The sequence below is a fragment of the Burkholderia sp. LFS061 genome (genome assembly GCF_047978125.1).
Taxonomy (GTDB): Bacteria; Pseudomonadota; Gammaproteobacteria; order Burkholderiales; family Burkholderiaceae; genus Burkholderia; species Burkholderia pyrrocinia_C.
The window spans coordinates 1-20,436 of the sequence record NZ_JBFPFS010000003.1 but is presented as its reverse complement, the minus strand read 5'-3'; the positions used below and the strand labels follow the sequence as shown (position 1 = coordinate 20,436).

The 20,436-nt window shown below is 70.7% G+C and carries 20 protein-coding genes, 2 pseudogenes and 1 riboswitch; of the genes and pseudogenes, 12 read left to right on the top strand and 10 right to left on the bottom strand.

Annotation, left to right across the window (positions count from 1 at the left end; translation table 11 throughout):
• The first annotated feature begins 28 nt into the window (after window positions 1-28).
• From ACNQQL_RS03145 to ACNQQL_RS03130, 4 genes are all read left to right on the top strand, one after another.
• Window positions 29-637: a vWA domain-containing protein gene (locus ACNQQL_RS03145; protein WP_347063171.1), complete on the top strand. Its 609-nt coding sequence runs from the start codon at window positions 29-31 to the stop codon at window positions 635-637.
• Between the two features lie 91 nt (window positions 638-728).
• A complete protein-coding gene (locus ACNQQL_RS03140; protein WP_034184162.1) occupies window positions 729-1,181 on the top strand; it encodes a YaiI/YqxD family protein in 453 nt (150 codons plus the stop codon).
• Window positions 1,182-1,353: 172 nt separating this feature from the next.
• Window positions 1,354-1,926 carry a DUF1993 domain-containing protein gene (locus tag ACNQQL_RS03135; protein ID WP_347063170.1) on the top strand — a complete coding sequence of 191 codons (573 nt, stop codon included), beginning with the start codon at window positions 1,354-1,356 and terminating at the stop codon, window positions 1,924-1,926.
• Between the two features lie 32 nt (window positions 1,927-1,958).
• Complete coding sequence (locus ACNQQL_RS03130) at window positions 1,959-2,285, top strand: low molecular weight protein tyrosine phosphatase family protein (protein ID WP_072440990.1); 327 nt, start codon at window positions 1,959-1,961, stop codon at window positions 2,283-2,285.
• 21 nt (window positions 2,286-2,306) lie between these two features.
• Here the strand turns inward: ACNQQL_RS03130 and ACNQQL_RS03125 are convergent, their stop codons facing one another.
• Window positions 2,307-2,729: an NUDIX hydrolase gene (locus ACNQQL_RS03125; RefSeq protein WP_347063169.1), complete on the bottom strand. Its 423-nt coding sequence runs from the start codon at window positions 2,727-2,729 to the stop codon at window positions 2,307-2,309.
• A gap of 149 nt (window positions 2,730-2,878) precedes the next feature.
• Window positions 2,879-3,136 carry a hypothetical protein gene (locus ACNQQL_RS03120; protein WP_347063168.1) on the bottom strand — a complete coding sequence of 86 codons (258 nt, stop codon included), beginning with the start codon at window positions 3,134-3,136 and terminating at the stop codon, window positions 2,879-2,881.
• A gap of 275 nt (window positions 3,137-3,411) precedes the next feature.
• Between ACNQQL_RS03120 and ACNQQL_RS03115 the strand changes: the two genes are divergently transcribed.
• The 4 genes from ACNQQL_RS03115 (at window position 3,412) to ACNQQL_RS03100 (ending at window position 8,080) form a co-directional block, all read left to right on the top strand.
• Complete coding sequence (locus ACNQQL_RS03115) at window positions 3,412-4,575, top strand: CoA transferase (protein ID WP_347063167.1); 1,164 nt, start codon at window positions 3,412-3,414, stop codon at window positions 4,573-4,575.
• 127 nt (window positions 4,576-4,702) lie between these two features.
• Window positions 4,703-6,004, top strand: a complete 1,302-nt coding sequence (locus ACNQQL_RS03110) for a citrate:proton symporter (RefSeq protein ID WP_347063166.1) — start codon at window positions 4,703-4,705, stop codon at window positions 6,002-6,004.
• 112 nt (window positions 6,005-6,116) lie between these two features.
• On the top strand, window positions 6,117-7,283 hold the full coding sequence (locus tag ACNQQL_RS03105; protein ID WP_204423299.1) for an acyl-CoA dehydrogenase family protein: 1,167 nt from the start codon (window positions 6,117-6,119) through the stop codon (window positions 7,281-7,283).
• Window positions 7,284-7,336: 53 nt separating this feature from the next.
• A complete protein-coding gene (locus ACNQQL_RS03100) occupies window positions 7,337-8,080 on the top strand; it encodes an IclR family transcriptional regulator (protein WP_347063165.1) in 744 nt (247 codons plus the stop codon).
• 175 nt (window positions 8,081-8,255) lie between these two features.
• Here ACNQQL_RS03100 and ACNQQL_RS03095 read toward each other — a convergent pair whose 3' ends face one another.
• The 7 genes and pseudogenes from ACNQQL_RS03095 to cobG form a co-directional block, all read right to left on the bottom strand.
• Window positions 8,256-9,611, bottom strand: a complete 1,356-nt coding sequence (locus ACNQQL_RS03095; RefSeq protein ID WP_204423303.1) for a chitinase — start codon at window positions 9,609-9,611, stop codon at window positions 8,256-8,258.
• 518 nt (window positions 9,612-10,129) lie between these two features.
• Window positions 10,130-11,839 (bottom strand): precorrin-3B C(17)-methyltransferase, encoded by a 1,710-nt coding sequence (cobJ, locus tag ACNQQL_RS03090; RefSeq protein ID WP_347063164.1) that lies wholly within the window; start codon window positions 11,837-11,839, stop codon window positions 10,130-10,132.
• Window positions 11,836-12,216: pseudogene (locus tag ACNQQL_RS03085) on the bottom strand (SAM-dependent methyltransferase); the annotation flags it as partial. The pseudogene ACNQQL_RS03085 and the gene cobJ, both read right to left, overlap by 4 nt.
• On the bottom strand, window positions 12,217-12,825 hold the full coding sequence (locus tag ACNQQL_RS03080) for an acyl-homoserine-lactone synthase (protein WP_131949441.1): 609 nt from the start codon (window positions 12,823-12,825) through the stop codon (window positions 12,217-12,219).
• Window positions 12,805-13,179 (bottom strand): annotated as a pseudogene (locus tag ACNQQL_RS03075) (SAM-dependent methyltransferase); the annotation flags it as partial. The pseudogene ACNQQL_RS03075 and the gene ACNQQL_RS03080, both read right to left, overlap by 21 nt.
• Window positions 13,176-13,802, bottom strand: a complete 627-nt coding sequence (locus ACNQQL_RS03070) for a precorrin-8X methylmutase (protein WP_105390176.1) — start codon at window positions 13,800-13,802, stop codon at window positions 13,176-13,178. The pseudogene ACNQQL_RS03075 and the gene ACNQQL_RS03070, both read right to left, overlap by 4 nt.
• Complete coding sequence (cobG, locus tag ACNQQL_RS03065; RefSeq protein WP_416392509.1) at window positions 13,795-15,207, bottom strand: precorrin-3B synthase; 1,413 nt, start codon at window positions 15,205-15,207, stop codon at window positions 13,795-13,797. Before cobG ends, ACNQQL_RS03070 begins: the two co-directional genes overlap by 8 nt.
• 68 nt (window positions 15,208-15,275) lie before the next feature.
• Window positions 15,276-15,467, bottom strand: a riboswitch (cobalamin riboswitch).
• Between the two features lie 202 nt (window positions 15,468-15,669).
• Between cobG and cbiE the strand changes: the two genes are divergently transcribed.
• The 4 genes from cbiE to cobM are packed head-to-tail and all read left to right on the top strand — an operon-like array spanning window position 15,670 to window position 19,493.
• Entirely contained in the window at window positions 15,670-16,905 is a 1,236-nt protein-coding gene (gene cbiE, locus ACNQQL_RS03060) for a precorrin-6y C5,15-methyltransferase (decarboxylating) subunit CbiE (protein WP_347063337.1), read from the top strand.
• Window positions 16,905-17,993: a cobalt-precorrin-5B (C(1))-methyltransferase gene (locus ACNQQL_RS03055; RefSeq protein ID WP_347063163.1), complete on the top strand. Its 1,089-nt coding sequence runs from the start codon at window positions 16,905-16,907 to the stop codon at window positions 17,991-17,993. The genes cbiE and ACNQQL_RS03055 overlap by 1 nt, the downstream gene beginning before the upstream one ends.
• A complete protein-coding gene (locus ACNQQL_RS03050) occupies window positions 17,990-18,721 on the top strand; it encodes a cobalt-precorrin-6A reductase (protein WP_347063162.1) in 732 nt (243 codons plus the stop codon). Before ACNQQL_RS03055 ends, ACNQQL_RS03050 begins: the two co-directional genes overlap by 4 nt.
• A 43-nt stretch (window positions 18,722-18,764) precedes the next feature.
• Complete coding sequence (gene cobM, locus ACNQQL_RS03045; RefSeq protein WP_347063161.1) at window positions 18,765-19,493, top strand: precorrin-4 C(11)-methyltransferase; 729 nt, start codon at window positions 18,765-18,767, stop codon at window positions 19,491-19,493.
• 286 nt (window positions 19,494-19,779) lie between these two features.
• Here cobM and ACNQQL_RS03040 read toward each other — a convergent pair.
• Window positions 19,780-20,436 (bottom strand): MFS transporter (locus ACNQQL_RS03040; RefSeq protein WP_347063160.1); only part of this gene is annotated, 657 nt, incomplete at its 5' end.

The window sequence follows — 20,436 nt, the reverse complement described above, 5'->3', positions numbered from 1 at the left end:
TCGATGGCAATCAGGCGCAGCCGCGCGCGTGCCGGGCACGGCGCGCGCCGGCACGGCCGTTGCGTGGCCCGCGACGCTCGCCGCGAAACGCGGCGATTCGCTGCGCCTCGGCCATCTGCGCTTCCGGAAACGGGCCGGCACGCCGCACGCGCTGCATTGCTTCGTGCTCGACTGTTCGGCGTCGATGCTGTCGCACGACCGGCTCGCGCTGGCGAAGGGGCTGATCGTCGTGTATTTCGATCGCGCGGCGCGCGACCGCGTCGAAACCGCGCTGATCTGCTTCGGCGGCAACGGCGCCGCGCGGCGCTTCGGCCCGGCCGTGCCGCGCTGGTGGAACGCGCGTTGGCTCGAACCGGTCGACGGCGGCGGCGGCACGCCGCTCGCGGACGGCATCGCGGCCGCCGCGCAGTTGCTCGCGCGCGAAGCGCGGCGCGAGCCCGGCAAGCAGCGCTGGCTGTGGTTGCTGTCCGACGGCCGCACGCGCGAAGCGCCGGCGAAACCCGAGGCGGCCGATCACGTCGTGTTCGTCGACTTCGACGATGCGGCCGTGCGGATCGGGCAGGGTGCACGGCTGGCCGATGCGTGGGGCGCGCAGTGGGTGATGGCCGGCGCGCTTTGTATGGACCTCGCGGGTTGATCGGGCTGAGCGGGCGGTATGTCGGCCCAGGGCCGCGGCCGGTGGTGCGCTATCATCGCCGCTTCTGCTTCAGCCCATTGGAAAACCCGCCATGCAAGTACTGGTCGATGCCGACGCGTGTCCCGCCGTCATCAAGGACATGCTGTTTCGCGCCGCGCGTCGTGCCGAAATCCGCGTGACGCTGGTCGCGAACCAGTTTCTGCGCACGCCGCCGTCGCCGTTCATCAAGGCGGTGCAGGTGCCGGCCGGCTTCGACGTGGCTGACGCGCGCATCGTCGAGCTGGCCGAGGCCGGCGACCTCGTGATCACCGCCGACATCCCGCTGGCTGCCGCCGTGCTCGACAAGGGCGCGCATGCGCTCGACCCGCGCGGCAACTGGTTCAGCCGCGAGAACATCGAAGAACGCCTGTCGACGCGCGCGATGATGGAGCAGTTGCGCAGCACGGGCATCGACACGGGCGGGCCGGCGCCGTTCAGCGCGCGCGACGGCAAGACGTTTGCATCGCAACTCGACCGGTTCCTGGCGCGATACGGCAAGCCGTAAGGCCGCGTTTCGGCGGTCAGGCGCAATCGATCGTTCCGCATACGGAAACGCTCGCACGCACCATGCGGCAATGCGTCGAATTCGCATCGGATCGTGTGCGCCGCCCAGGTCGGAATGCAGGTTTGCGCCGACGCTGCTATCGTGGCGCGAACCACTACACAGGAGCGCACACGTGTCGCCGACCCAACTTCTCGTTCCGACGTTTACCCAGATGCTGCGCGCGCAGTCCGCGTGGCTCGACAAGGCTGCCGCACACCGGCAGGCCGCGGGCGGCGAGCCCGATGCGGCGATGACGCTGAAGCTGGCGGCCGACATGTATCCGCTCGCCGCACAGGTGCGCTTCTCGTGCTTCCAGGCGATGGAGCCGGTCTACCGGCTGCGCGGCGAGCCGCTGCCGGCCGCGCTGCTGGCATTGCGCGAAGCCGGATGGAACGCGGATGCGCAGCCCGGCTCGCTGAGCGACGCGCAGGCGATCATCGCGGGCACGCTCGCGTTTCTCGGCGAACTCGCGCCGGATGCGCTCGATGGCGGCGCCGCGCGGCCGATCGCGCTCGAACTGCCGAACGGCGTCGCGTTCGACATGACGGGCGAACAATACGCGCGCGACTGGGCGCTGCCGCAGTTCTACTTCCATGCGATCGCCGCGTACGCGATCCTGCGCCATCACGGCGTCGAACTCGGCAAGGCCGACTACGTGCCGCACATGCTCGCGTACGTGCGGCCCGGCACGATTCCGCAAGGGTGATTGGTGAGCGGGCCGGCAGGCAGCGAAGCGGCATGACACGGGCACTGTTCATCTGCAGCCGCAACCGGCTGCGCAGCCCGACGGCCGAAGCGGTATTCGCCGCGTGGCCGGATGTCGAGACCGACTCCGCGGGCCTCGCGCCCGATGCGGATACGCGCCTGTCCGCCGAGCAGCTCGATTGGGCGGACATCGTCTTCGTGATGGAGCGCGCGCACAAGGCGAGGCTGTCGGCACAATTCGGCGCTCACCTGAAGCACAAGAAGATCGTCTGCCTCGATATCCCCGACCGTTACGCGTTCATGCAGCCCGAACTCGTCGTGCTGCTCGAACGCAAGGCCGGCCCGTTCCTGCGCGCGTGACCGGCGCGGGCGACATCGACGTCAGCGCGGCGGGCCGTTCGCGATTTCCGAGAAGCAGTCGAGGCGCAGCAGCTCGATGATCTTGCGCGTCGGCACGCTCGCGCGGAGCGTGTCGAGCCGGTCGACGGCGAACCACTTGCAGCGGGCGATCTCGTTGCTCGCGCGCGGCGTCAGGTGCGCCGGCACGTCGGCCACGAACACGTGATGCAGCTTGGTCAGCCCGCCGAATTGCACCGCGTAGTCGAGCGCAAGCCCCTCCAGCCGCGTTTCCTCGGCGAGCTCCCGCTGCGCGGCCTCGAGCGGCGTCTCGCCGCGCCGGATCGTGCCGCCCGGCAGCGACCAGCGCGACGCGGTGCGGGCGACCAGCAGCACGCTGCTGCGCTGGCAGCACACGATGGTGGCGCGTTCCTTGATGACGGCGAGGGTGTCCGGCCCGGTACTCATGTTCGGCAAAACAGGTGCTGAATCGTGGAGAAAATGCGTCGGCGGTTCGTTATCCGGCAGCGGGCCGCGACGGGCATGCAGGCAGCCGCAGCGATCTTACCGGCCGTTCGTGACAGTTCCGTGCATGGCGTCGCGCCGCCTGCGCCAGGTTACGCGTGCGTGTAGATCCCGCTGCGCGTCGGCTTCGCGTGGCGCGAATGGCGGCGCGTGTGAACGGCGCGCTGGTGATGGGGCGGCACCGTCACGTGCCGGCGCGCGGGCGCGGGCCGTGCGGCTGGCGCGGCGGCCTGCGGTGCCGCGGCCGGCATCTGCGTCTGTCCTTCGCCGAAATGGAAAGTCCGGGTTTGCGCGTGTCCGACACCGAGCGTCGACGCCAGCATGAAGGCTGCCAGCAGGATCCGTTTCATGAATATTCCGCCTTGCTTTTTCGAGATGAACGTTGCCCGCCAGCTTAACGAAGGGCGGGCTGGTGCTGCAACCGGCGCGGATTCGGTGTCGTCTCCCGTTGCGCCCGGCTGCGTTATCCGCGCTTCGGCCGGATGCATCCGGGCTTGACAATATAATTCCTGAGTGTGAATATAAATTCACATACAAGAATTATTCGCCGAATCCGGAAAGTCGCGCCGCAGGCGCCGGCCGCCGGAACCGGCAGTCCGATCAACCGGAACCAGGAGCGGGACACATGGCGGAACGGGAGCAGCAGGGCGCGCTGGCGGGATTGCGCATCGTCGATCTGTCGCGGGTGCTGGGCGGCCCGTACGCGACGCAGATCCTCGCCGACCACGGCGCGGAGGTGATCAAGGTCGAACCGCCGTCCGGCGACGAGACGCGCACGTGGGGCCCGCCGTTCGACGGCGACACCGCGTCGTATTTCCTCGGCGTGAACCGCAACAAGCTCGGCGTCGCGCTCGACCTGACACAACCGGACGACCGCGAGCGGCTGCTCGGCCTGCTCGAACACGCGGACGCCATCGTCGAGAACTTCAAGATCGGCACGATGGAGCGCTGGGGGCTCGGTTTCGACACGCTGCATGCGCGGTTTCCGCGGCTCGTTTATTGCCGCGTATCGGGCTTCGGCGCGGACGGCCCGCTCGGCGGGCTACCCGGCTACGATGCGGCCGTGCAGGCGCTTGCGGGGCTGATGAGCGTGAACGGAGAAGCGGGCGGCGCGCCGTTGCGCGTCGGTGTTCCGATCGTCGATCTCGTGACCGGACTGAACGCGGCGCTCGGCGTGCTGATGGCGCTGCGCGAGCGCGATGCGAGCGGCCGCGGCCAGTTCGTCGAATCGACGCTGTTCGACTGCGCGCTGTCGATCCTGCATCCGCATACGCCGAACTTCTTCCATTCGGGCAACGCGCCCGTGCGCACCGGCAACGCGCATCCGAACATCACGCCGTACGACAGCTTTCCGACGGCCACCGTCGACATCTTTCTCGCGGTAGGCAACAACGGGCAGTTCGCGGCGCTGTGCGACGTGCTCGGCACGCGCGACTGGCCCGGCGATCCGCGTTTCGCGGACAACCGTGCGCGCAGCGCGAACCGCGCCGCGCTGCGCGCGCTCGTCGAAACGGCGCTGGCCGGACACGACGGCGCGGCGCTCGCCGAGCAACTGATGCGCCGCGGCGTGCCATGCGCGCCCGTGCTCGGGCTCGATGCGGCGCTCGACCATCCGCATGTCGCGCATCGGCAGATGAAGGTCGAGCTGGGCCGGCATCGCGGCATCGCGTCGCCGATCAAGCTCGGCCGCACGCCGGCCACGTACCGGCTGCCGCCGCCCGCGCTGAACGAACACGCGGCGCAGGTTTTTGCCGACGCCGACAACGATCGCGCCGACCGCCGGGACTGACCGGCAGCGCGGCCGCCGGTCGTGCCGCGCGCGCGACGGCGGCGCACGGCCGAGCGGGCCGTACGCTCCCAATTCGGACACCACGCCGGCCCGCGCACGGACGCCCCGGCTGAAGAGGAGACGCATCATGCTCGCATGGATTGGCGCGATCGCCATCGTCGCGCTGTTCGGCCTGATCATCACGAAGCGGCTGTCGCCGCTCGTGGCGCTGATCGTCGTGCCGGTGGCCGCGTCGCTCGCGGCCGGTTTCGGGCTGACGACCGGCAAGTTCATCGTGCATGGCGTACAGAACATCGGCCCGATCGCCGGGATGTTCGTTTTTGCGATTCTATTTTTCGGCATCCTCACCGATGCGGGGATGCTCGACCCGATCATCGCGGGCGTGCTGCGCGTGATCGGCTGCCATCCGCCGCGCATCGTGATGGGCTCGGCGCTGCTCGCGCTGCTGATCCATCTCGACGGCTCGGGCGCCGTCACGTTTCTCGTCACGCTGCCCGCGATGATGCCGCTCTATACGCGGCTCGGGATGGATCGCCGCATCCTCGCGTGCGTCGCGTCGATGGCGGCCGGCGTCAACTTCCTGCCGTGGGTCGGGCCGATGCTGCGCGCGTCGGCGGCGCTGCACATTCCCGGCTCGACGATCTTCATGCCGATGATTCCGGTGCAGATCGTCGGGCTCGTGTTCGTGTTCGGCACCGCGTACGTGCTCGGCGCGCGCGAGGCGAAACGGCTCGGGCTCGATCGCGCCGGCGCGGCGTCGCTCGCAATCGCGCCGCGCGAGCTGACCGACGCCGAACGCGCACTGCGCCGGCCCGGCCGCTTCCGCATCAATCTCGCGCTGACGCTCGTCGTGCTCGTCACGCTGGTGTCGGGCATCGTCGACCCGATGGTGATGTTCATGCTCGGTACGGTCGCCGCGCTCGTGATCAACTACCCGGACGTGCAGGCCCAGCGCGAACGGATCGACGCGCATGCGAAGGCCGCGCTGATGATGGCGAGCGTGCTGCTCGCGGCCGGCGCGTTCACCGGCATCATGTCCGGCACCGGGATGCTGAAGGCAATGGCGGAAGTCGTCGTCGCGCACGTGCCGGTCGAGCATGCGCGCCACATGCCGTTCGTGCTCGGGCTGCTGTCGATGCCGCTCAGCCTGCTGTTCGACCCCGATTCGTTTTATTTCGGCGTGCTGCCGGTGCTCGCGGAGAGCGGCAAGCTGCTCGGCGTGCCGCCGATCCAGATGGCGCAGGCGGCGCTGCTCGGCCAGATGACGACGGGCTTTCCAGTGAGCCCGCTCACGCCCGCGACGTTCCTGATCGTCGGGCTGACCGGCGTCGAGCTCGCCGAGCACCAGAAATTCACGATTCCGTTCCTGTTCGCCGCCACCGTGCTGATGGTCTTCGCCGCGGTCGCGACGGGCGTGTTTCCGTTATGAGCGCGCCCGGACCTGTCGTTTCGCGCCAGGCCCCCCGACGGGACTTCCTTCGGGCGGCCCGGCGTTTTCTTGAGAACGGCGCGGCCGTTCACGTTTTCCGGGAGAACAGTCCATGCAATTCGACCTGACCGACGACCAGCGCGCGATCGAAAGCGCGATCGAGAAAATCTGCGCGCGCTTCGGCGACGACTACTGGCTCGAACGCGACCGCGCGGGCGGGTTTCCGGCCGATTTCCACGCGGCGCTCGCCGAGGCCGGCTGGCTCGGCATCGCGATGGACCCGGCTTACGGCGGCGCCGGGCTCGGGATGACCGAGGCCGCGCTGATGATGCGCACGATCAGTGCGTCGGGCGCGGGCCTGTCCGGCGCATCAGCCGTCCACATGAACATCTTCGGGCTGAATCCGGTGCAGGTGTTCGGCAACGACGCGCAGAAGGCGCGCTTCCTGCCGCCGCTGATCGCCGGGCGCGACAAGGCGTGCTTCGCGGTGACGGAACCCGACGCGGGCCTCGACACCACGCACCTGACCACGCAGGCGCGCCGCGACGGCGACCACTACGTGCTGAGCGGGCGCAAGATCTGGATCTCGACCGCGCAGGTCGCGAACAAGATGCTGATCATCGCGCGCACGACGCCGCTCGACCAGGTCGCGAAGCCGACCGACGGGCTGAGCCTGTTCTATACCGACCTCGACCGCTCGCGCGTCGAGGTGCGCGAGATCGAGAAGATGGGCCGCAAGGCCGTCGATTCGAACATGCTGTTCATCGACAACCTGCGCGTGTCGCGCGACGACCTGATCGGCAGCGAAGGCGACGGCTTCCGCTATCTGCTGCACGGGCTGAATCCCGAGCGAATCCTGATCGCCGCGGAGGCGATCGGGCTCGGGCAGGCCGCACTGCGCCGCGCGACGCAATATGCATGCGAGCGCGTCGTGTTCGGCCGGCCGATCGGGCAGAACCAGTCAATCCAGCATCCGCTCGCGCTGGCGTGGATGCAGCTCGAGGCCGCATGGCTGATGGTGATGAAGGCCGCGACACGCTACGACGCGGGGCAGTCATGCGGCGCGGAGGCGAACGCGGCGAAGTACCTCGGCGCGGAAGCCGCGTTCCACGCGTGCCAGACGGCGATCGCGACGCACGGCGGAATGGGCTACGCGAAGGAATACCATGTCGAGCGCTACCTGCGCGAGTGTATGATTCCGAGGCTCGCGCCCGTGAGCCCGCAACTGATCCTGTGCTATATCGCGGAGAAGGTGCTCGGGCTGCCGAAGTCGTACTGACGCGCGGCGGCCCGCCCGGCGCGCGGTTTCCCGTTCCGAATCAAGCGCTCGTCATGGACGTCAAACTCGTTGCCCGCACGCTCGACCTGTTCGAGCTGTTCGCCGCCGAACGGCGGCCGCTGCCGCTGACCGAACTCGCGCGCCTGCTCAACGTGCCGGCGTCGAGCTGCCTCGCGATGGCGCGCACGCTCGTGAGCCGCGGCTACCTGTACGAAGTGCGCAAGCGCGGCGGCTACTACCCGACGCGGCGCCTGCAGACGATCGCCGCCGCGATCGACGCGACCGATCCCGTCGTCGACATCGTGCATCCGCATCTCGTCGCGCTGCGCGACGCGACCCGCGAGACAGCCGTGCTCGGCAAGATCCAGGGTTCGTCGGTCACGTACCTCGACGTCGTCGAATCGGAGCAGGCGATCCGCTATACGCGCCGGCCGGGCGAACTGCGCCCGCTGCACGCGAACTCGATCGGCAAGGCGATCTTCGCGGAACTCGCCGGCGATGCGCAGCAGGCGCTCGGCGCGCAGTTGCCGTTCGAGCGCTTCACCGACGCGACGGTCGCGGACCTGCCGGCGCTCGTCGCGCAAACCGCACGGTTTCGCGAACTCGGCTGGGCCGAGAACTTCGGCGAAAGCGCGCCCGAGCTGTCGGCGATCGCGGTCGCGCTGACGCTCGACGGCGACTGGTACGGGCTGTCGGTCGTCGGGCCGACCGAGCGGATCCGCCAGCATCGCGACGCGCATGCGGCGCTGCTTGTCGACGCGAAGGCGCGGCTGCTGGCCGAAAACGCGCGCGGCTAGGGTAGCGGCACGCGACCGCCAGTAGCGGGCCAGCGTCTGAACTGCACCCAAGGGTTGAGCACCGATCCAGCCTTTGGGGTGTTTTTCATGGCGAAGCGTGACGAGCCGTTCCGGCATTCGATCCTGCCGCGCCGGAAACGGCTCGCCGCGCATCATGCGCCGGCGCGTTGCGTCATCACGACTTCACCCACACGCCGCCGGCACTCGGGTTGTCGCCCTGGGTCCACCATTTCGCGCAGTACTTCGCGCCCTGGTACATCACGCACGTGCCGCCTTGGTAGGCGGTCGTCGCCGACCACACGGGCGAGCCGCCGCCAACCGGCTTCCACACGGCCGCCTGGCCGGGCACGTCGCCCTGCGTCCACCATTGCGCCTGGTACGTCGTGCCCTGGTAGGTGACCGTCGCGCCGGCCGTATAGACCTGGCCGGCCGCCCAGGGCGCGCCCGGCTGCGGCGTGCCGCCGTCCGAGCCGCCGCCGTAGTTCGGGTCCTGCGTGACGCCCGCGCCCCACTTGCCGTCGAGCTTGCGGAAGATCGCCGCGAACGCGTACGGCTGCTGCGCGACGCCCGAGCAGGTCGGCGACGCATACGCGCCGTTGTTCGGGCACGGCTGGTCGCGGCCGACCGACCAGTTGCCGAAGAACCCGTAGCCGTTGTCGACCGCCGCGTTCAGCACGCTTTGCGCGTTCGCAAGCGTGAAGATCTCGCCCTGCACGTCGTTCACGCCAATCATCGGCGTCACCCCCACCATCTGCCACAGTTGCGCGCCGGTCTTCGGCTGGCCGGCCGACTTGAACGCGGTGTCGAGTTGCGAATACAGCGCCTGCGCGGCGCTGATCGCGGCCGCGCCCATGTCGATGTTCGCGGGGCCGTAGTCCATCGTCATCAGGTTCACGGCATCGAACGTCGTCTTGTTCGCGATCGCCGCGTTGACGACGTTCACGCCGTCCTGCGTGAGCCCGGTCGGCATCGTCGGCAGCGTCAGCGTGACGTGCAGCGGCTTGCCCTTCGCCGCATAGTCGGACTGCAGTTGCGCGACGGCCTGGAAGTTGCGCGCGACCGCGGCGCTGTCCTGCTGCGACGCACCTTCGATGTCGAAGTCGATATGCGTGAGGCCATATGTGTCGATCACCGTCTGGTAGGCAGTCTTCAGCGCGGGAACCGTCGAGCAGGCCTGCATCAGCGGCGTGCCGTTCGCGCCGCCGAACGACACGGCGACTTCGCCGCCTTTCGCGCGGTAGCTCGCGATCGACGTCGACAGCGCGGTGAGCAGGCCGCCGCTCGCGCCGTTGCCGATCGGCTGCACGCCACCCCACGACGGCGCGCAGCCGCTGCCCGCGACCACGAACGCGAGCGTGAACTGCTGGATGCCTTGCCGGACGCCGATCTGGTCGACGAGCGGCGTCGGATAGAGCGTCACGTCGACAAACGGCGCATAGACGCCGGCGCCGTGGGACACGCTCGCGGCGGCGAGCAGACAGCCCGCGGCAAGCGCACGCGGGATGAAACGCTGCAACACGTTGTTGTTCATTGTGTTCTCCAAGTGGAAGAGGGATACGCTGGCCCGCGTATCGCCGCCGGGCGGACGATCGGGCATGCCCGGCCGGCGGCGTGCCCATCTTGGAGGATTCGCGCCGAATAGTGAATGGTCAGGAGTTCTTTTTGTTATTTGATTCCCGATACGTAACGATCTTGCCGATTCGACACCGTTCCGCAATGCATCGCGCGGGCGATTTTCCCGATCGCATGAAGCCCGATGCGCGGCGCTTACGTCGCTCACGTCGCATTACGCCGATGCAGGTTGCACCAGCGAGCGCGCAAGCGCGACGGCGCTCGGCATCTACCTGTCCTGCTATTACTTCGGCGGCAGTTTCGGGGCGATCCTGCCGGTCCCGGCTGGCATCGGTGGGGATGGGCCGGCAGCGTCGCGTTCGTCGTCGTTGCGCGGGCCATCGTCGGCGTGCTCGCGTACCGCTTCTGGCGAACCGGCAGCGCGGCCGGCACCGGGCATGCCGACGTGCGCGGCCCCGGTTCACGCGCCGACCGCGTTCAGCGATACCAGCGCGGCGTATAGACCCACTCGCGTCCGCCGTCGATCGCGAAACGCCGTGTGGTCGACGAGCCGACGATCACCATCGTGCGCATGTCGACCTGGTCGCTGCGCAGCGCGCCGAGCGTCGTCGTCGCGAGCGTCGCGCCCGGCCGGCCGATGTCGCGCCCGAGCACGACCACCGTATCGGCCGCACGATGCGCGCGCACGACATCGAGCGCGCGGTCGAGCTGCCACGGCCGCGCACGCGAAATCGGGTTGTAGAACGCCATCACGAGATCGGCTTGCGCCGCATGCCGCAGGCGCATCTCGATCACGTCCCACGGCTTCAGGTTGTCCGACAGCGAGATCGCGCAGAAGTCATGGCCGAGCGGTGCGCCGGCCTGTGCGGCGGTCGCGAGCGACGCCGATACGCCGGGTTCCACGCGCAGGTCGACCGCGGCCCATTGCGGATCGCGAGATTCGTCGAGCGCTTCGAGCACGGCCGCGGCCATCGCGAACACGCCGGGGTCGCCCGACGACACGACCACGACGCGCCGGCCTTCGGCCGCGAGTTCGAACGCATGACGCGCGCGCTGCATTTCCTCGCGATTGTCGGTGCCATGCACGCGCTGGTCCGCACGGAACGGGCCGGCCATGTTCACGTAGGTCGTGTAGCCGAGGATGTCGGTCGCCTCCGCGAGCGCGGCGCGCGCGGCCGGCGTGAGCCACGCGGCGGCGCCCGGGCCGAGGCCGAGCACCGTCAGGCGGCCGCGCGCACGGCCGAGCGTGGCGGGATCGACCGGATGCGATGCGACCGCGCATGCGAGCCCGTTCGACGCCGCGCGCAGCGTGTGCGCGACGCGCAATGCGCGGCCGAGCAGCGTGGCCGCATCGGCCTGCGCGTGATGGTCGACATCGACGAAGCGCAGCGGCACGCCGAGCGTTTGCGCCGCTTCCTCCAGCACGGCTTCGCCGCTCGCCGACGCCGGCGCGACGATGGCCGCGAGCGCCAACCGCGCGAGGCCTTGTGCGTCGAGCGCGGCTTCGATGCGCGCGGCGAGCGCTTCGTCCGCGTGCACGGTTTGCGCATCGACGCCGACAACCACGCTGCGCGGATGGATCACGAGTTCGTCGTGCGTGCCGCGCCATGCATCGGGCGTCACGCGGATCGCATGCGCGGCTGCGTCGTCGCGCGGCAGCGCGACGTCGTCGAGCCACGGCGCCGCGCCGTCGATGCGTGTCGACGCGCCCGCGAGCAGGTCGGACACGAAGCGCTTGCCCTGCGCGAGATCGGCGAGCGCATAGCCTTCGGGCGGATTGAGCACGCATGCGCCGAAGCGCAGTTCGCCGCTCGTCGTGATCGCCGGCGCGACGCCGAGCCAATCGGCGATTTCGCGCGCGATCGCGTTGACGCCCGCCAGCCCGCCGAGCAGCGGCACGACGGCCGAGCCGTCCTCCGCGACCGCGAGCACCGGCGGCTCGACGCCCTTGTCGGCCAATGCGGGCGCAAGGCAGCGAATCACGATGCCGGCCGCGCACAGCGCAACGATCGGCAAACCGCGCGCATAGAGTTCGCGCAGGTGCGCGCCGAGTTCGTCGAACGGCTCGTCGGCATCGACGCGCGACGCGAGCCCGTGCACGCGGGCGCCCGGGTAGCGCGCCTGGATCCGCCGTGCGGTGTCGAGCGCACCCGCGCCGAGAATCACGATCGCGGGCGGAGTCGTCATCCTTGCCATTTTTCCCCCGGCACGACGAGCAGCGAGAAATACGGCGACGCCATCGGGTCGACTTCGTCGAGCGGCACGATGCGCTGGCTCGCCATCGTCGCGCGCTCGACGTACAGCGCGCGCTTCGCGAGACCGAGTTCGTCGAGCACGCGCCGCACCTTGTCGAAATTGCGGCCGAGCTTCATCACGACGGCCGCGTCGGCCTGCGCGAGCCGCGCGCGCAGCTCGTGCTCGGGCAGCACGCCCGACAGCACCGACAGGCTCTGGTTGCGATAGACGAGCGGCTGGCCGAGCACGGCCGTGCCGCCGAGCATCGCGCACACGCCCGGGATGACCTCGGTGTCGTAGCGCGGTGCGAGGCGGTCGTGCAGGTACATTCAGGCGGCGATGGCTTGCCGGGCTGCCTGCCCCGGCTTGATTCCTAATGCCGCAAACGTTTGCGGATCAATATCGATCCAGCATGCGACCACCAGACGTCCGTCCACCTGCTTCGGCGGGCCTGCGCGGTGCGCGTGTATGCCGATCCGGCGGAACAGCCGCTCCATGCTCGCGAACGTCACGCCGATCAGCTGCCGCGCGCCGAGCTGCGCCGCGCATTCGACCACGGCCGCGAGCATCGGCCGCACGGCCCACTCGGCATTGCCCGACCCGCCTTCGTCGTCGGTCGCCGCGAACCTGGACAGCTCCCAGACGGCCGCCGATTGCGGCAGCGGCATGTCTGCGGCGATCAGGTCGGCGAACAGCGACTGCAGCAGATACGGGCGCGTCGTGGGCAGCAGGCGCGCACATCCGCACACGTCGCCGCCGGCATTTCGCGCGAACACGTACACGGTATCGTCGCGATCGAACTGGTCGCGCTCGAAGCTTTCGTTCGCCGACGGGAGCTCCCAACCGAGTTGTTCGACGAACACGCGGCGCCGGTAGCGCCCGAGATCCGCTGCAAGTTCGTGTGGTAACCGCCCTTCTTCGTGAACGAAGGTCCGCATGTACGAGCCGTAGAAGAACGGATCGCCTTCGCAGATCACCGCGACGTCGCGGCCCGCGTCGAGGTGCGCCGCGACGATTTCCGCGGCCGTATCGTAGAAGTCGGCGATCACCGTCTCGTAGCAGAGCGGCGGCGGCAATGCCTCGGTCGTCACCGGATAGACGAGCGGCAGCTGCGTCTGCGTGTCGAGCAGGTGCGCTTCGACGATGCCGTAAGCATTGCCTTTCTTGCCCTTCGCGACGAAATACGCAACCACGGGCGCGGCCTGCAGCACGCGCAGCGCCTTGATCGTCATCAGTTCGGGGTCGCCGGGGCCGACACCGACCCCGAACAGGCGTCCGCGCGCGGTCGTCATTCGACCTCCGTCGCGAGCGCGTTGACCGCGGCGGCCGCCATCGCGCTGCCGCCGCGCCGGCCGAGCAGCGCGACGTACGGCACGCCGCGGCTGTCGGCGTCGAGCATCGCCTTCGATTCGGCCGCGCCGATGAAGCCGACCGGGAATCCGAGGATCAGCGCGGGGCGCGGCGCGCCGGCGTCGATCATGTCGAGCAGGTGGAACAGCGCGGTCGGCGCATTGCCGATCACGACGACGCTGCCCGCGAGATGCGGGCGCCACAGTTCGAGCGCGGCGGCCGAGCGCGTGTTGCCGAGATGGCGCGCGAGATCGGGCACCTCCGGCTCGCCGAGCGTGCAGATCACGGGATTGCCGGCCGGCAGCCGCGCGCGCGTGATGCCTTCGGCAACCATCTTCGCGTCGCACAGGATCGGCGCGCCGGCCGCGAGCGCCGTGCGGCCCGCGGTGCCGGCGCCGGCCGAGAAGCGCAGGTCGTAGACGACGTCGACCATCCCGCAAGCGTGAATCACGCGCACCGCGAGTTTCTCGAGATCGGGCGGAACGTGCGACAGGTCGGCCTCGGCGCGGATCGTCGCGAACGACTGGCGGTAGATTTCCTGCCCGTCGCGAATGTAGTCAAGCATCGGTGTGTCCTGGCTGTGCCGCGCCCGTCAGTCGGGCCGCGGCCTGGTCAATCGTCAGATGGCGCGCGAGCGGGGCGCCGAGGCCCGCGGCGGCGTCGCGCCGGTAAAGGTCGTAGTGCGCAGGCGCCACCGCGACCAGCGTGTGCGCAGCGGGATGCGGCAGCGCGCAGTGGCGCTCGCAGCCGGTCAGGTGCACGTCGACCGGATGGCCGATGCGCGCGGCGAGCGCGAGCGCGTCGCGTTTCGTGTCGGCGTGCGCTTTCGCGCAGCCCGCGCTGCCGGTGCACGCGACGAGCGTCGCAAGCGGGTCGGACGATGCGCAGACGAGGCCGAGCGCCGCGAGCGCATCGAGCGTGGCCGGTGCGCGTGCGTGCGACACGCCGTGGATGAACACGCCTTGCCACGGCGTCATCGACAGCGTGCCGTCGCCGTCGGCTTCGGCCAATGCGGCGAGCCGTTCCAGTTGCATTGCATCGAGCCGCCCGAGCACGAATTGCGCGCCGACGCTGCAGCGCGCCGCGTCGAGCGACAAACGCGCGCCGAAACGCAGTGCGGCATCGGAACGCCTGCGCCGCCAGCCGGCGAGCGCGGGATCGGCCGCGAGCGGGAAGGGCAGGTAGTGCTGCGCGCGTTCGAGCAACGCGCGTTCGCCGCACGTCGCGAGCAGTGCCCGCATCCGCGTGACGTCGGCCGACGCGAGATCGAGGAACGCGAACAGCAGCGCGCGGACGAGCGCGACGCTCTGGTCGGGCGGCACATCGACCGAAGCAGGCGTGTCATCGAATTCGACAGGCGGGCAGCCGGCCAGCCCGGCCGCGATGCGCACCACGCCGTCGCCGCGGCGCCATGCGGCGAGCCAGATGTCGTGCGGATGATCGAGCGCCGCGACCGATTCGCCGCCGTCGAGCTGGATCGCGAATTTCGGCGACAGCTCGCCGCGGCGCGGCTCGCTTGCCAGCATGTCGAGCAGCGGAACGGCGAGCGCGCGGCCGTCGACGAGCGCGTCGGGGTCATGCCCGGCGAGCGGGCTGAGCATGACATTGCGGACGTCGTCGCTCGCGGCGAGTGCGGCCGCATCGCCGATTGCGTCCGCGGTCGATTTTGCGGTGACATCGGCGCGCGGGCCGAGCCCCGCGTCGAGCAACGCGCGCGTCAGCGCGTCGGCCGCGCCGTCGCGAATGCCGCGTAGCTGCAGATTCGCACGATTGGTCGCGTCGATCGCGCCGGAGCCGTATGCGCGCGCGGCGGCGGCGATCGCGCGGGCCTGCGCGGCATCGAGCCGGCCGCCCGGCAGCTTGATCCGGCACAGCCCGCCATCGGCGGCCGCGACGACGCGCACGAGCCCCGGGCAGGCCGACGGGCGCACGAAGGGCGACGCAGGAATCGAATCGGGGGCGGAACTCAACGGGGTATCGGGACAGTGTCGCGCCGCGGGCCAACGCATCGGTACACCCCGCCCGACGCCGACTGGCACGCACGCACTTTCTGGCCGGCAGGTCTCCTGGCTGACAGGTCGGCGCCGGCTCCCGGCCTTCCCGGTCGAACCAGTGGCGTGAGGGGGAGATCGGCTCGCTGTCTACAGTTGCGGGGGCAGCCACAGCGGCGCGCGGCGCGCCCTGTGTTCCCTCTTCGGCCCCGAAGGGCACCGGCGAACGAACGGCCGTAGGATACCCGATTTCGACCGCGACTCGCGACCGGAAAGCCGTTCTCGGCGGACGAAGCGGGGGTTGGCCCGGCGCCGGCGGGCCGGCAGGTGAAACGCGGGATGGAACACGGTACCATGCCGTCTTTCGCAATGCGGACGGCTGCGCCGGCCCTTTTTCGGCCGCGCGGCGACACGATGGAATCGAACGATGGGGAAGGGTGCATGACGGCGTGGCTGACGGTAGTGGGCATCGGCGACGACGGTTACGCGGGGCTCGGACGCAGCGCGCGGCGCGCGCTGCTCGACGCGACGCTCGTCGTCGGCGCGCAGCGGCATCTCGACATGCTGCCCGCACGGCTGCCGGCCGCGCGCGAAACGTGGCCGTCGCCGTTCGACGTCGCGGGCGTGCTCGCGCGTCGCCCGTCGCCCGTCTGCGTGCTCGCGAGCGGCGACCCGATGCTGTTCGGCGTCGGCGCCACGCTCGCGCGCGAGCTTTCCCCCGACGAATGGCGCGTGCTGCCCGCGCCGTCGTCGCTGTCGCTCGCGGCCGCGCGCCTCGGCTGGGTGCTGCAGGATATCGGCGCGGTGTCGCTCGTCGGGCGTCCGCTCGCGACGCTCGCGCGCCACCTGCTGCCGGGCCGGCGCCTGTTCGTGCTGAGCGCCGACGGCCGCACGCCGGCCGCCGTCGCGGCCGAACTCGCCGCACGCGGCTTCGGGCCGACGCGCATCAGCGTGTTCGAACATCTGGGCGGCCCGCTCGAGCGGCGTCTCGACGGCCTCGCGCAGGACTGGAGCGTCGACGAAACGGCCGCGCTCAATCTCGTCGCGCTCGACTGCCAGGCCGGCCCCGACGCGCCGCGCCGCGCGCTCACGCCCGGCCTGCCCGACGATGCGTACCGCCACGACGGCCAGCTCACCAAGCGCGACCTGCGCGCGATGACGCTCGGGCGCCTCGCGCCTGCGCCCGGCGAGCTGCTGTGGGACGTCGGCGCCGGCAGCGGCTCGATCGGCATCGAATGGATGCGTGCGCATCCGTCATGCCAGGCGATTGCGATCGAAGCGCATGCGGAGCGGCAGCGCTACATCGAGCACAACCGCGACGCGCTCGGCGTGCCGGGCCTGCAGCTCGTCGCGGGGCGCGCGCCCGATGCGCTCGCCGGGCTCGCCGCGCCGGATGCGATCTTCATCGGCGGCGGTGCGACGGCGCCCGGCGTGCTCGACGCGTGCTGGTCGTCGCTGAAACCCGGCGGCCGGCTGGTCGCGAACGCGGTCACGCTGCAGGGCGAGATGGCGCTCGCCGCGTGGCGCGATGTGCACGGCGGCACGCTCACGCGGGTGTCGCTCGCGCATGCCGAACCGCTCGGCCGCTTCGATACCTGGCGGCAGCCGTTGCCGGTCACGCTGTACGACGTGCGCAAGCCCGACGCGGCCGGACCGTCGAACCCGATGGACGCGTGATGCGCGACGAAACCCCCGAACATCACGCGCCGCTGCGCTTCGGTTATACGACCGGCAGCTGCGCGACCGCGACGTCGCTCGCGGCCGCGCGCCTGCTGCTCGCGGGCCACGCGGACGATGCGGTCGAGATCGTGCTGCCGAAGGGGCAGCGCGTGATGATGCGGCTCGAGTTCTGCCGGATCACGGCCGACGGCGCCGAAGCCGGCACGATCAAGGATGCCGGCGACGATCCGGACGTCACGCACGGCGCGCTGATCTTCGCGCGCGTCGCGCTCGCGGCGGCGCCCGGCGTGCGTTTTCACGCGGGGCCGGGCGTCGGCACGGTCACGCGTGCGGGGCTGACGCTGCCGGTCGGCGAACCGGCGATCAATCCGGTGCCGCGCCGGATGATGACGACGCACCTCGACGCGCTGGCGGCCGAGCACGGCTACACGGGCGGCTTCGACGTGACGATCGGCGTCGAAGGCGGCGAAGCGCTCGCGCTGAAGACGATGAACCCGCGCCTCGGCATCGTCGGCGGGCTGTCGATTCTCGGCACGACCGGCATCGTGCGGCCGTTCTCGTGCTCGGCCTATATCGCGTCGATCCACCAGGGTATCGACGTCGCGCGCGCGAACGGCATCCAGCATATCGCCGCATGCACGGGCAATACGAGCGAGGACGCGATGCGCGCGCACTACCACCTGCCCGACATGGCGCTGGTCGAGATGGGCGATTTCGCGGGCGCGGTGCTCAAGCATCTGCGGCGCGCGCCGGTCGCGCGGCTGTCGATGTGCGGCGGCTTCGGCAAGCTCAGCAAGCTCGCGGCCGGCCACCTCGACCTGCACAGCCGCCATTCGAGCATCGACCTGCCGCTGCTCGCGCAGTGGGCGGCCGAGGCCGGCGCGAGCGATGCGCTGCAGGCCGCGATGCGCGCCGCGAACACGAGCCAGGAGGCGCTGAAGCTGGCGCTGGCCGCGGGCGTGCCGCTCGGCGATCTCGTCTGCGCGCAGGCGCTGCGCGTCGCGCGCGATATCGTGCCGCCATCGGTCGCCGTCGAGATGTTCGCGATCGACCGGCAGGGCCGCTTCGTCGGGCAGGCGCGATGAGCGCGCGCATCCTGCTGCTCGGCGGCACCGGCGATGCGCTGAAAATCGCGCGCGCGCTCAGCCCGCATCACGTGTATAGCCTGGCCGGCCTCGGCAAGGTGCCCGACGACCTGCGCTGCGACGTGCGCGTCGGCGGTTTCGGCGGCGCCGCCGGCTTGGCCGCGTATCTGCGCGGCGCCGGCATCGGCCTCGTGATCGACGCGACGCATCCGTATGCCGCACGAATCAGCGCGAACGCGGCTGCCGCGACGCGCGACGCGGGCGTGCCGCTGTGGGCGCTGCGCCGCGCGCCATGGGTGCCGCAACCCGGCGACGACTGGCGAATGGTCGACGACTGGGCCGGCATCGAGGCCGCGCTCGCGCCGTTCAAGCGGCCGCTGTTCACGCTCGGCCGCGAGCCGCTCGCGCATCTCGACGCGATCCCGCCGCACCAGTTCTGGCTCGTGCGCTGCCTCGATCCGCATCCCGGCAACGCGCGCGCGCAGATCGTCGCCGCGCGCGGGCCGTTCACGCTCGACGGCGAGCGCGCGCTGTTCGCGCTGATGGGGATCGACGTCGTCGTCAGCAAGAACAGCGGCGGTGCGGCCACCGAGGCCAAGCTCGACGTCGCGCGCGAACGCAGGCTGCCGGTCGTGATGCTGCGGCGGCCGCCGCTGCCCGACGCCGACCGCGCGTTCGACTCGGCCGCCGCGCTGCTCGACGCACTCGATCCGGCCGCACGCGCGTGACGCCGCGCGGCCGATCGTCCAACGAATTGACGGAGATTTTTCGATGACGGTGTATTTCATCGGCGCGGGCCCCGGCGACCCGGAGCTGATCACGGTGAAGGGCCAGCGCCTCGTGCGCACCTGCCCGGTGATCCTGTATGCGGGCTCGCTGGTGCCGGCGGCTGTGCTCGACGGCCATCGCGCGGAGCAGGTCGTCAATACGGCCGAGCTCGACCTCGACGCGATCGTCGCGCTGCTCGCCGCCGCGCATGCGAAAGGGCAGGACGTCGCGCGCGTGCATTCGGGCGATCCGTCGCTGTACGGTGCGATCGGCGAGCAGATCCGCCGGCTGAAGGCGCTCGGGATTCCGTACGAAATCGTGCCGGGCGTGACGGCCACGGCCGCGTGCGCGGCGACACTCGGCGTCGAGTTGACGCTGCCGGGCGTGGCGCAGACGGTGATCCTCACGCGCTTCGCGGGCAAGACGACGATGCCGGAAGGCGAAGCGCTCGGCTCGCTCGCCGCGCACCGTGCGACGCTCGCGATCCATCTCGGCGTGCGCCATCTCGCGCGCATCGTCGACGAAGTGCTGCCGCATTACGGCGCCGATTGCCCGATTGCGGTGATCTATCGCGCGAGCTGGCCCGACGAGGAACGCGTGACCGGCACGCTGGCCGACATCGTCGGCAAGGTGCAGGGCACGCGGATCGAGCGTACCGCGCTGATCCTGATCGGGCGCGTGCTCGACGCCGAAGGGTTCGCGGATTCGACGTTGTACGCGAGCGCGGGCTGATCGCACATTGCGCCGGACGGCGTTCGGCACGACGTTCGCGCAGGTGCGCGTCGCACGCGGATCGGCGATCGCGGACGTCACGCGCACGATGACGGTCGAACCGTGTTCGCAACCCATGCCTCATGCCGACCTGAGAACAACCGATCGGCGCACTGGCCGACGACGTGCAGCCCGCGATCCGGGTGTGCCGGCTGTGCGACGAAGACGCGTGCGATTTGCGGCGATGCGTGCCTATCGACGGTTGCCGTCGGAGCGGGAAACGAGCGGCTGACGTGCGGCCGACCGCCTAAGCACTCGCAACACGCCGCGCGAGCCGCGGCGCAAAACCCGCCGCCAGCGCGAACAGTACGACGCACAGGCACGCCATTGCCACCCACGCGGGCGTCAGGTCCGCGAGATGCTGGCGCACGACGCCGGCCGCGAACGGAAACAACCCGGCGATCAGGTAGCCGACACCCTGCACGAACCCCGTCAGCGCTGCGGCGTCGGCCGGCGTCGCCGCATGGTCGACCGTGACGATCAGCGACAGCGGAAACAGCGCACCGATTCCCGCGCCGAGCAGCAGCGCGGCCGGCAAGGCGAGCGCTTCGGGCGCGGCCAGCGTCGCCAGCAACCCGACGAACAGCGACGCGATCGCCGCATGCAGCGCGGGCCGGCGATCGGGCAGGCGGTCGATCGCCGCCGAGATCGTCAGCCCCGCGACGACTTCCGCGAGCGTCACGCCGCCGAGCAGGCTGCCGGCCGCCGTCGGCGACCAGCCGAGCCGCATGTAGTACGGCGGCAGCCACGCGAGCACCAGCGTGTACGCGCCCGTCGCGATCCCGAAGAACAGCGCGAGCCGCCATGCGCGCGGCGAACGCGACGGCTGCGCAGCCGACGCCGAAGCCGGCCCGGCGGCGCGCGCCGCGCCGCCGCGCCCGGCCCCCGGCCGGGCGCGGAGACC

Excerpts from the sequence above, each read along its gene's own strand:
- ACNQQL_RS03140 (WP_034184162.1), top strand. The coding sequence starts at position 729 with ATGCAAGTACTGGTCGATGCCGACGCGTGTCCCGCCGTCATCAAGGAC.
- ACNQQL_RS03130 (WP_072440990.1), top strand. The coding sequence starts at position 1,959 with ATGACACGGGCACTGTTCATCTGCAGCCGCAACCGGCTGCGCAGCCCG.
- ACNQQL_RS03125 (WP_347063169.1), bottom strand. The coding sequence starts at position 2,729 with ATGAGTACCGGGCCGGACACCCTCGCCGTCATCAAGGAACGCGCCACC.
- ACNQQL_RS03120 (WP_347063168.1), bottom strand. The coding sequence starts at position 3,136 with ATGAAACGGATCCTGCTGGCAGCCTTCATGCTGGCGTCGACGCTCGGT.
- ACNQQL_RS03115 (WP_347063167.1), top strand. The coding sequence starts at position 3,412 with ATGGCGGAACGGGAGCAGCAGGGCGCGCTGGCGGGATTGCGCATCGTC.
- ACNQQL_RS03110 (WP_347063166.1), top strand. The coding sequence starts at position 4,703 with ATGCTCGCATGGATTGGCGCGATCGCCATCGTCGCGCTGTTCGGCCTG.
- ACNQQL_RS03105 (WP_204423299.1), top strand. The coding sequence starts at position 6,117 with ATGCAATTCGACCTGACCGACGACCAGCGCGCGATCGAAAGCGCGATC.
- ACNQQL_RS03100 (WP_347063165.1), top strand. The coding sequence starts at position 7,337 with ATGGACGTCAAACTCGTTGCCCGCACGCTCGACCTGTTCGAGCTGTTC.
- ACNQQL_RS03095 (WP_204423303.1), bottom strand. The coding sequence starts at position 9,611 with ATGAACAACAACGTGTTGCAGCGTTTCATCCCGCGTGCGCTTGCCGCG.
- cobJ (WP_347063164.1), bottom strand. The coding sequence starts at position 11,839 with ATGACGACTCCGCCCGCGATCGTGATTCTCGGCGCGGGTGCGCTCGAC.
- ACNQQL_RS03080 (WP_131949441.1), bottom strand. The coding sequence starts at position 12,825 with ATGCGGACCTTCGTTCACGAAGAAGGGCGGTTACCACACGAACTTGCA.
- ACNQQL_RS03070 (WP_105390176.1), bottom strand. The coding sequence starts at position 13,802 with ATGCTTGACTACATTCGCGACGGGCAGGAAATCTACCGCCAGTCGTTC.
- cbiE (WP_347063337.1), top strand. The coding sequence starts at position 15,670 with ATGACGGCGTGGCTGACGGTAGTGGGCATCGGCGACGACGGTTACGCG.
- ACNQQL_RS03055 (WP_347063163.1), top strand. The coding sequence starts at position 16,905 with ATGCGCGACGAAACCCCCGAACATCACGCGCCGCTGCGCTTCGGTTAT.
- ACNQQL_RS03050 (WP_347063162.1), top strand. The coding sequence starts at position 17,990 with ATGAGCGCGCGCATCCTGCTGCTCGGCGGCACCGGCGATGCGCTGAAA.
- cobM (WP_347063161.1), top strand. The coding sequence starts at position 18,765 with ATGACGGTGTATTTCATCGGCGCGGGCCCCGGCGACCCGGAGCTGATC.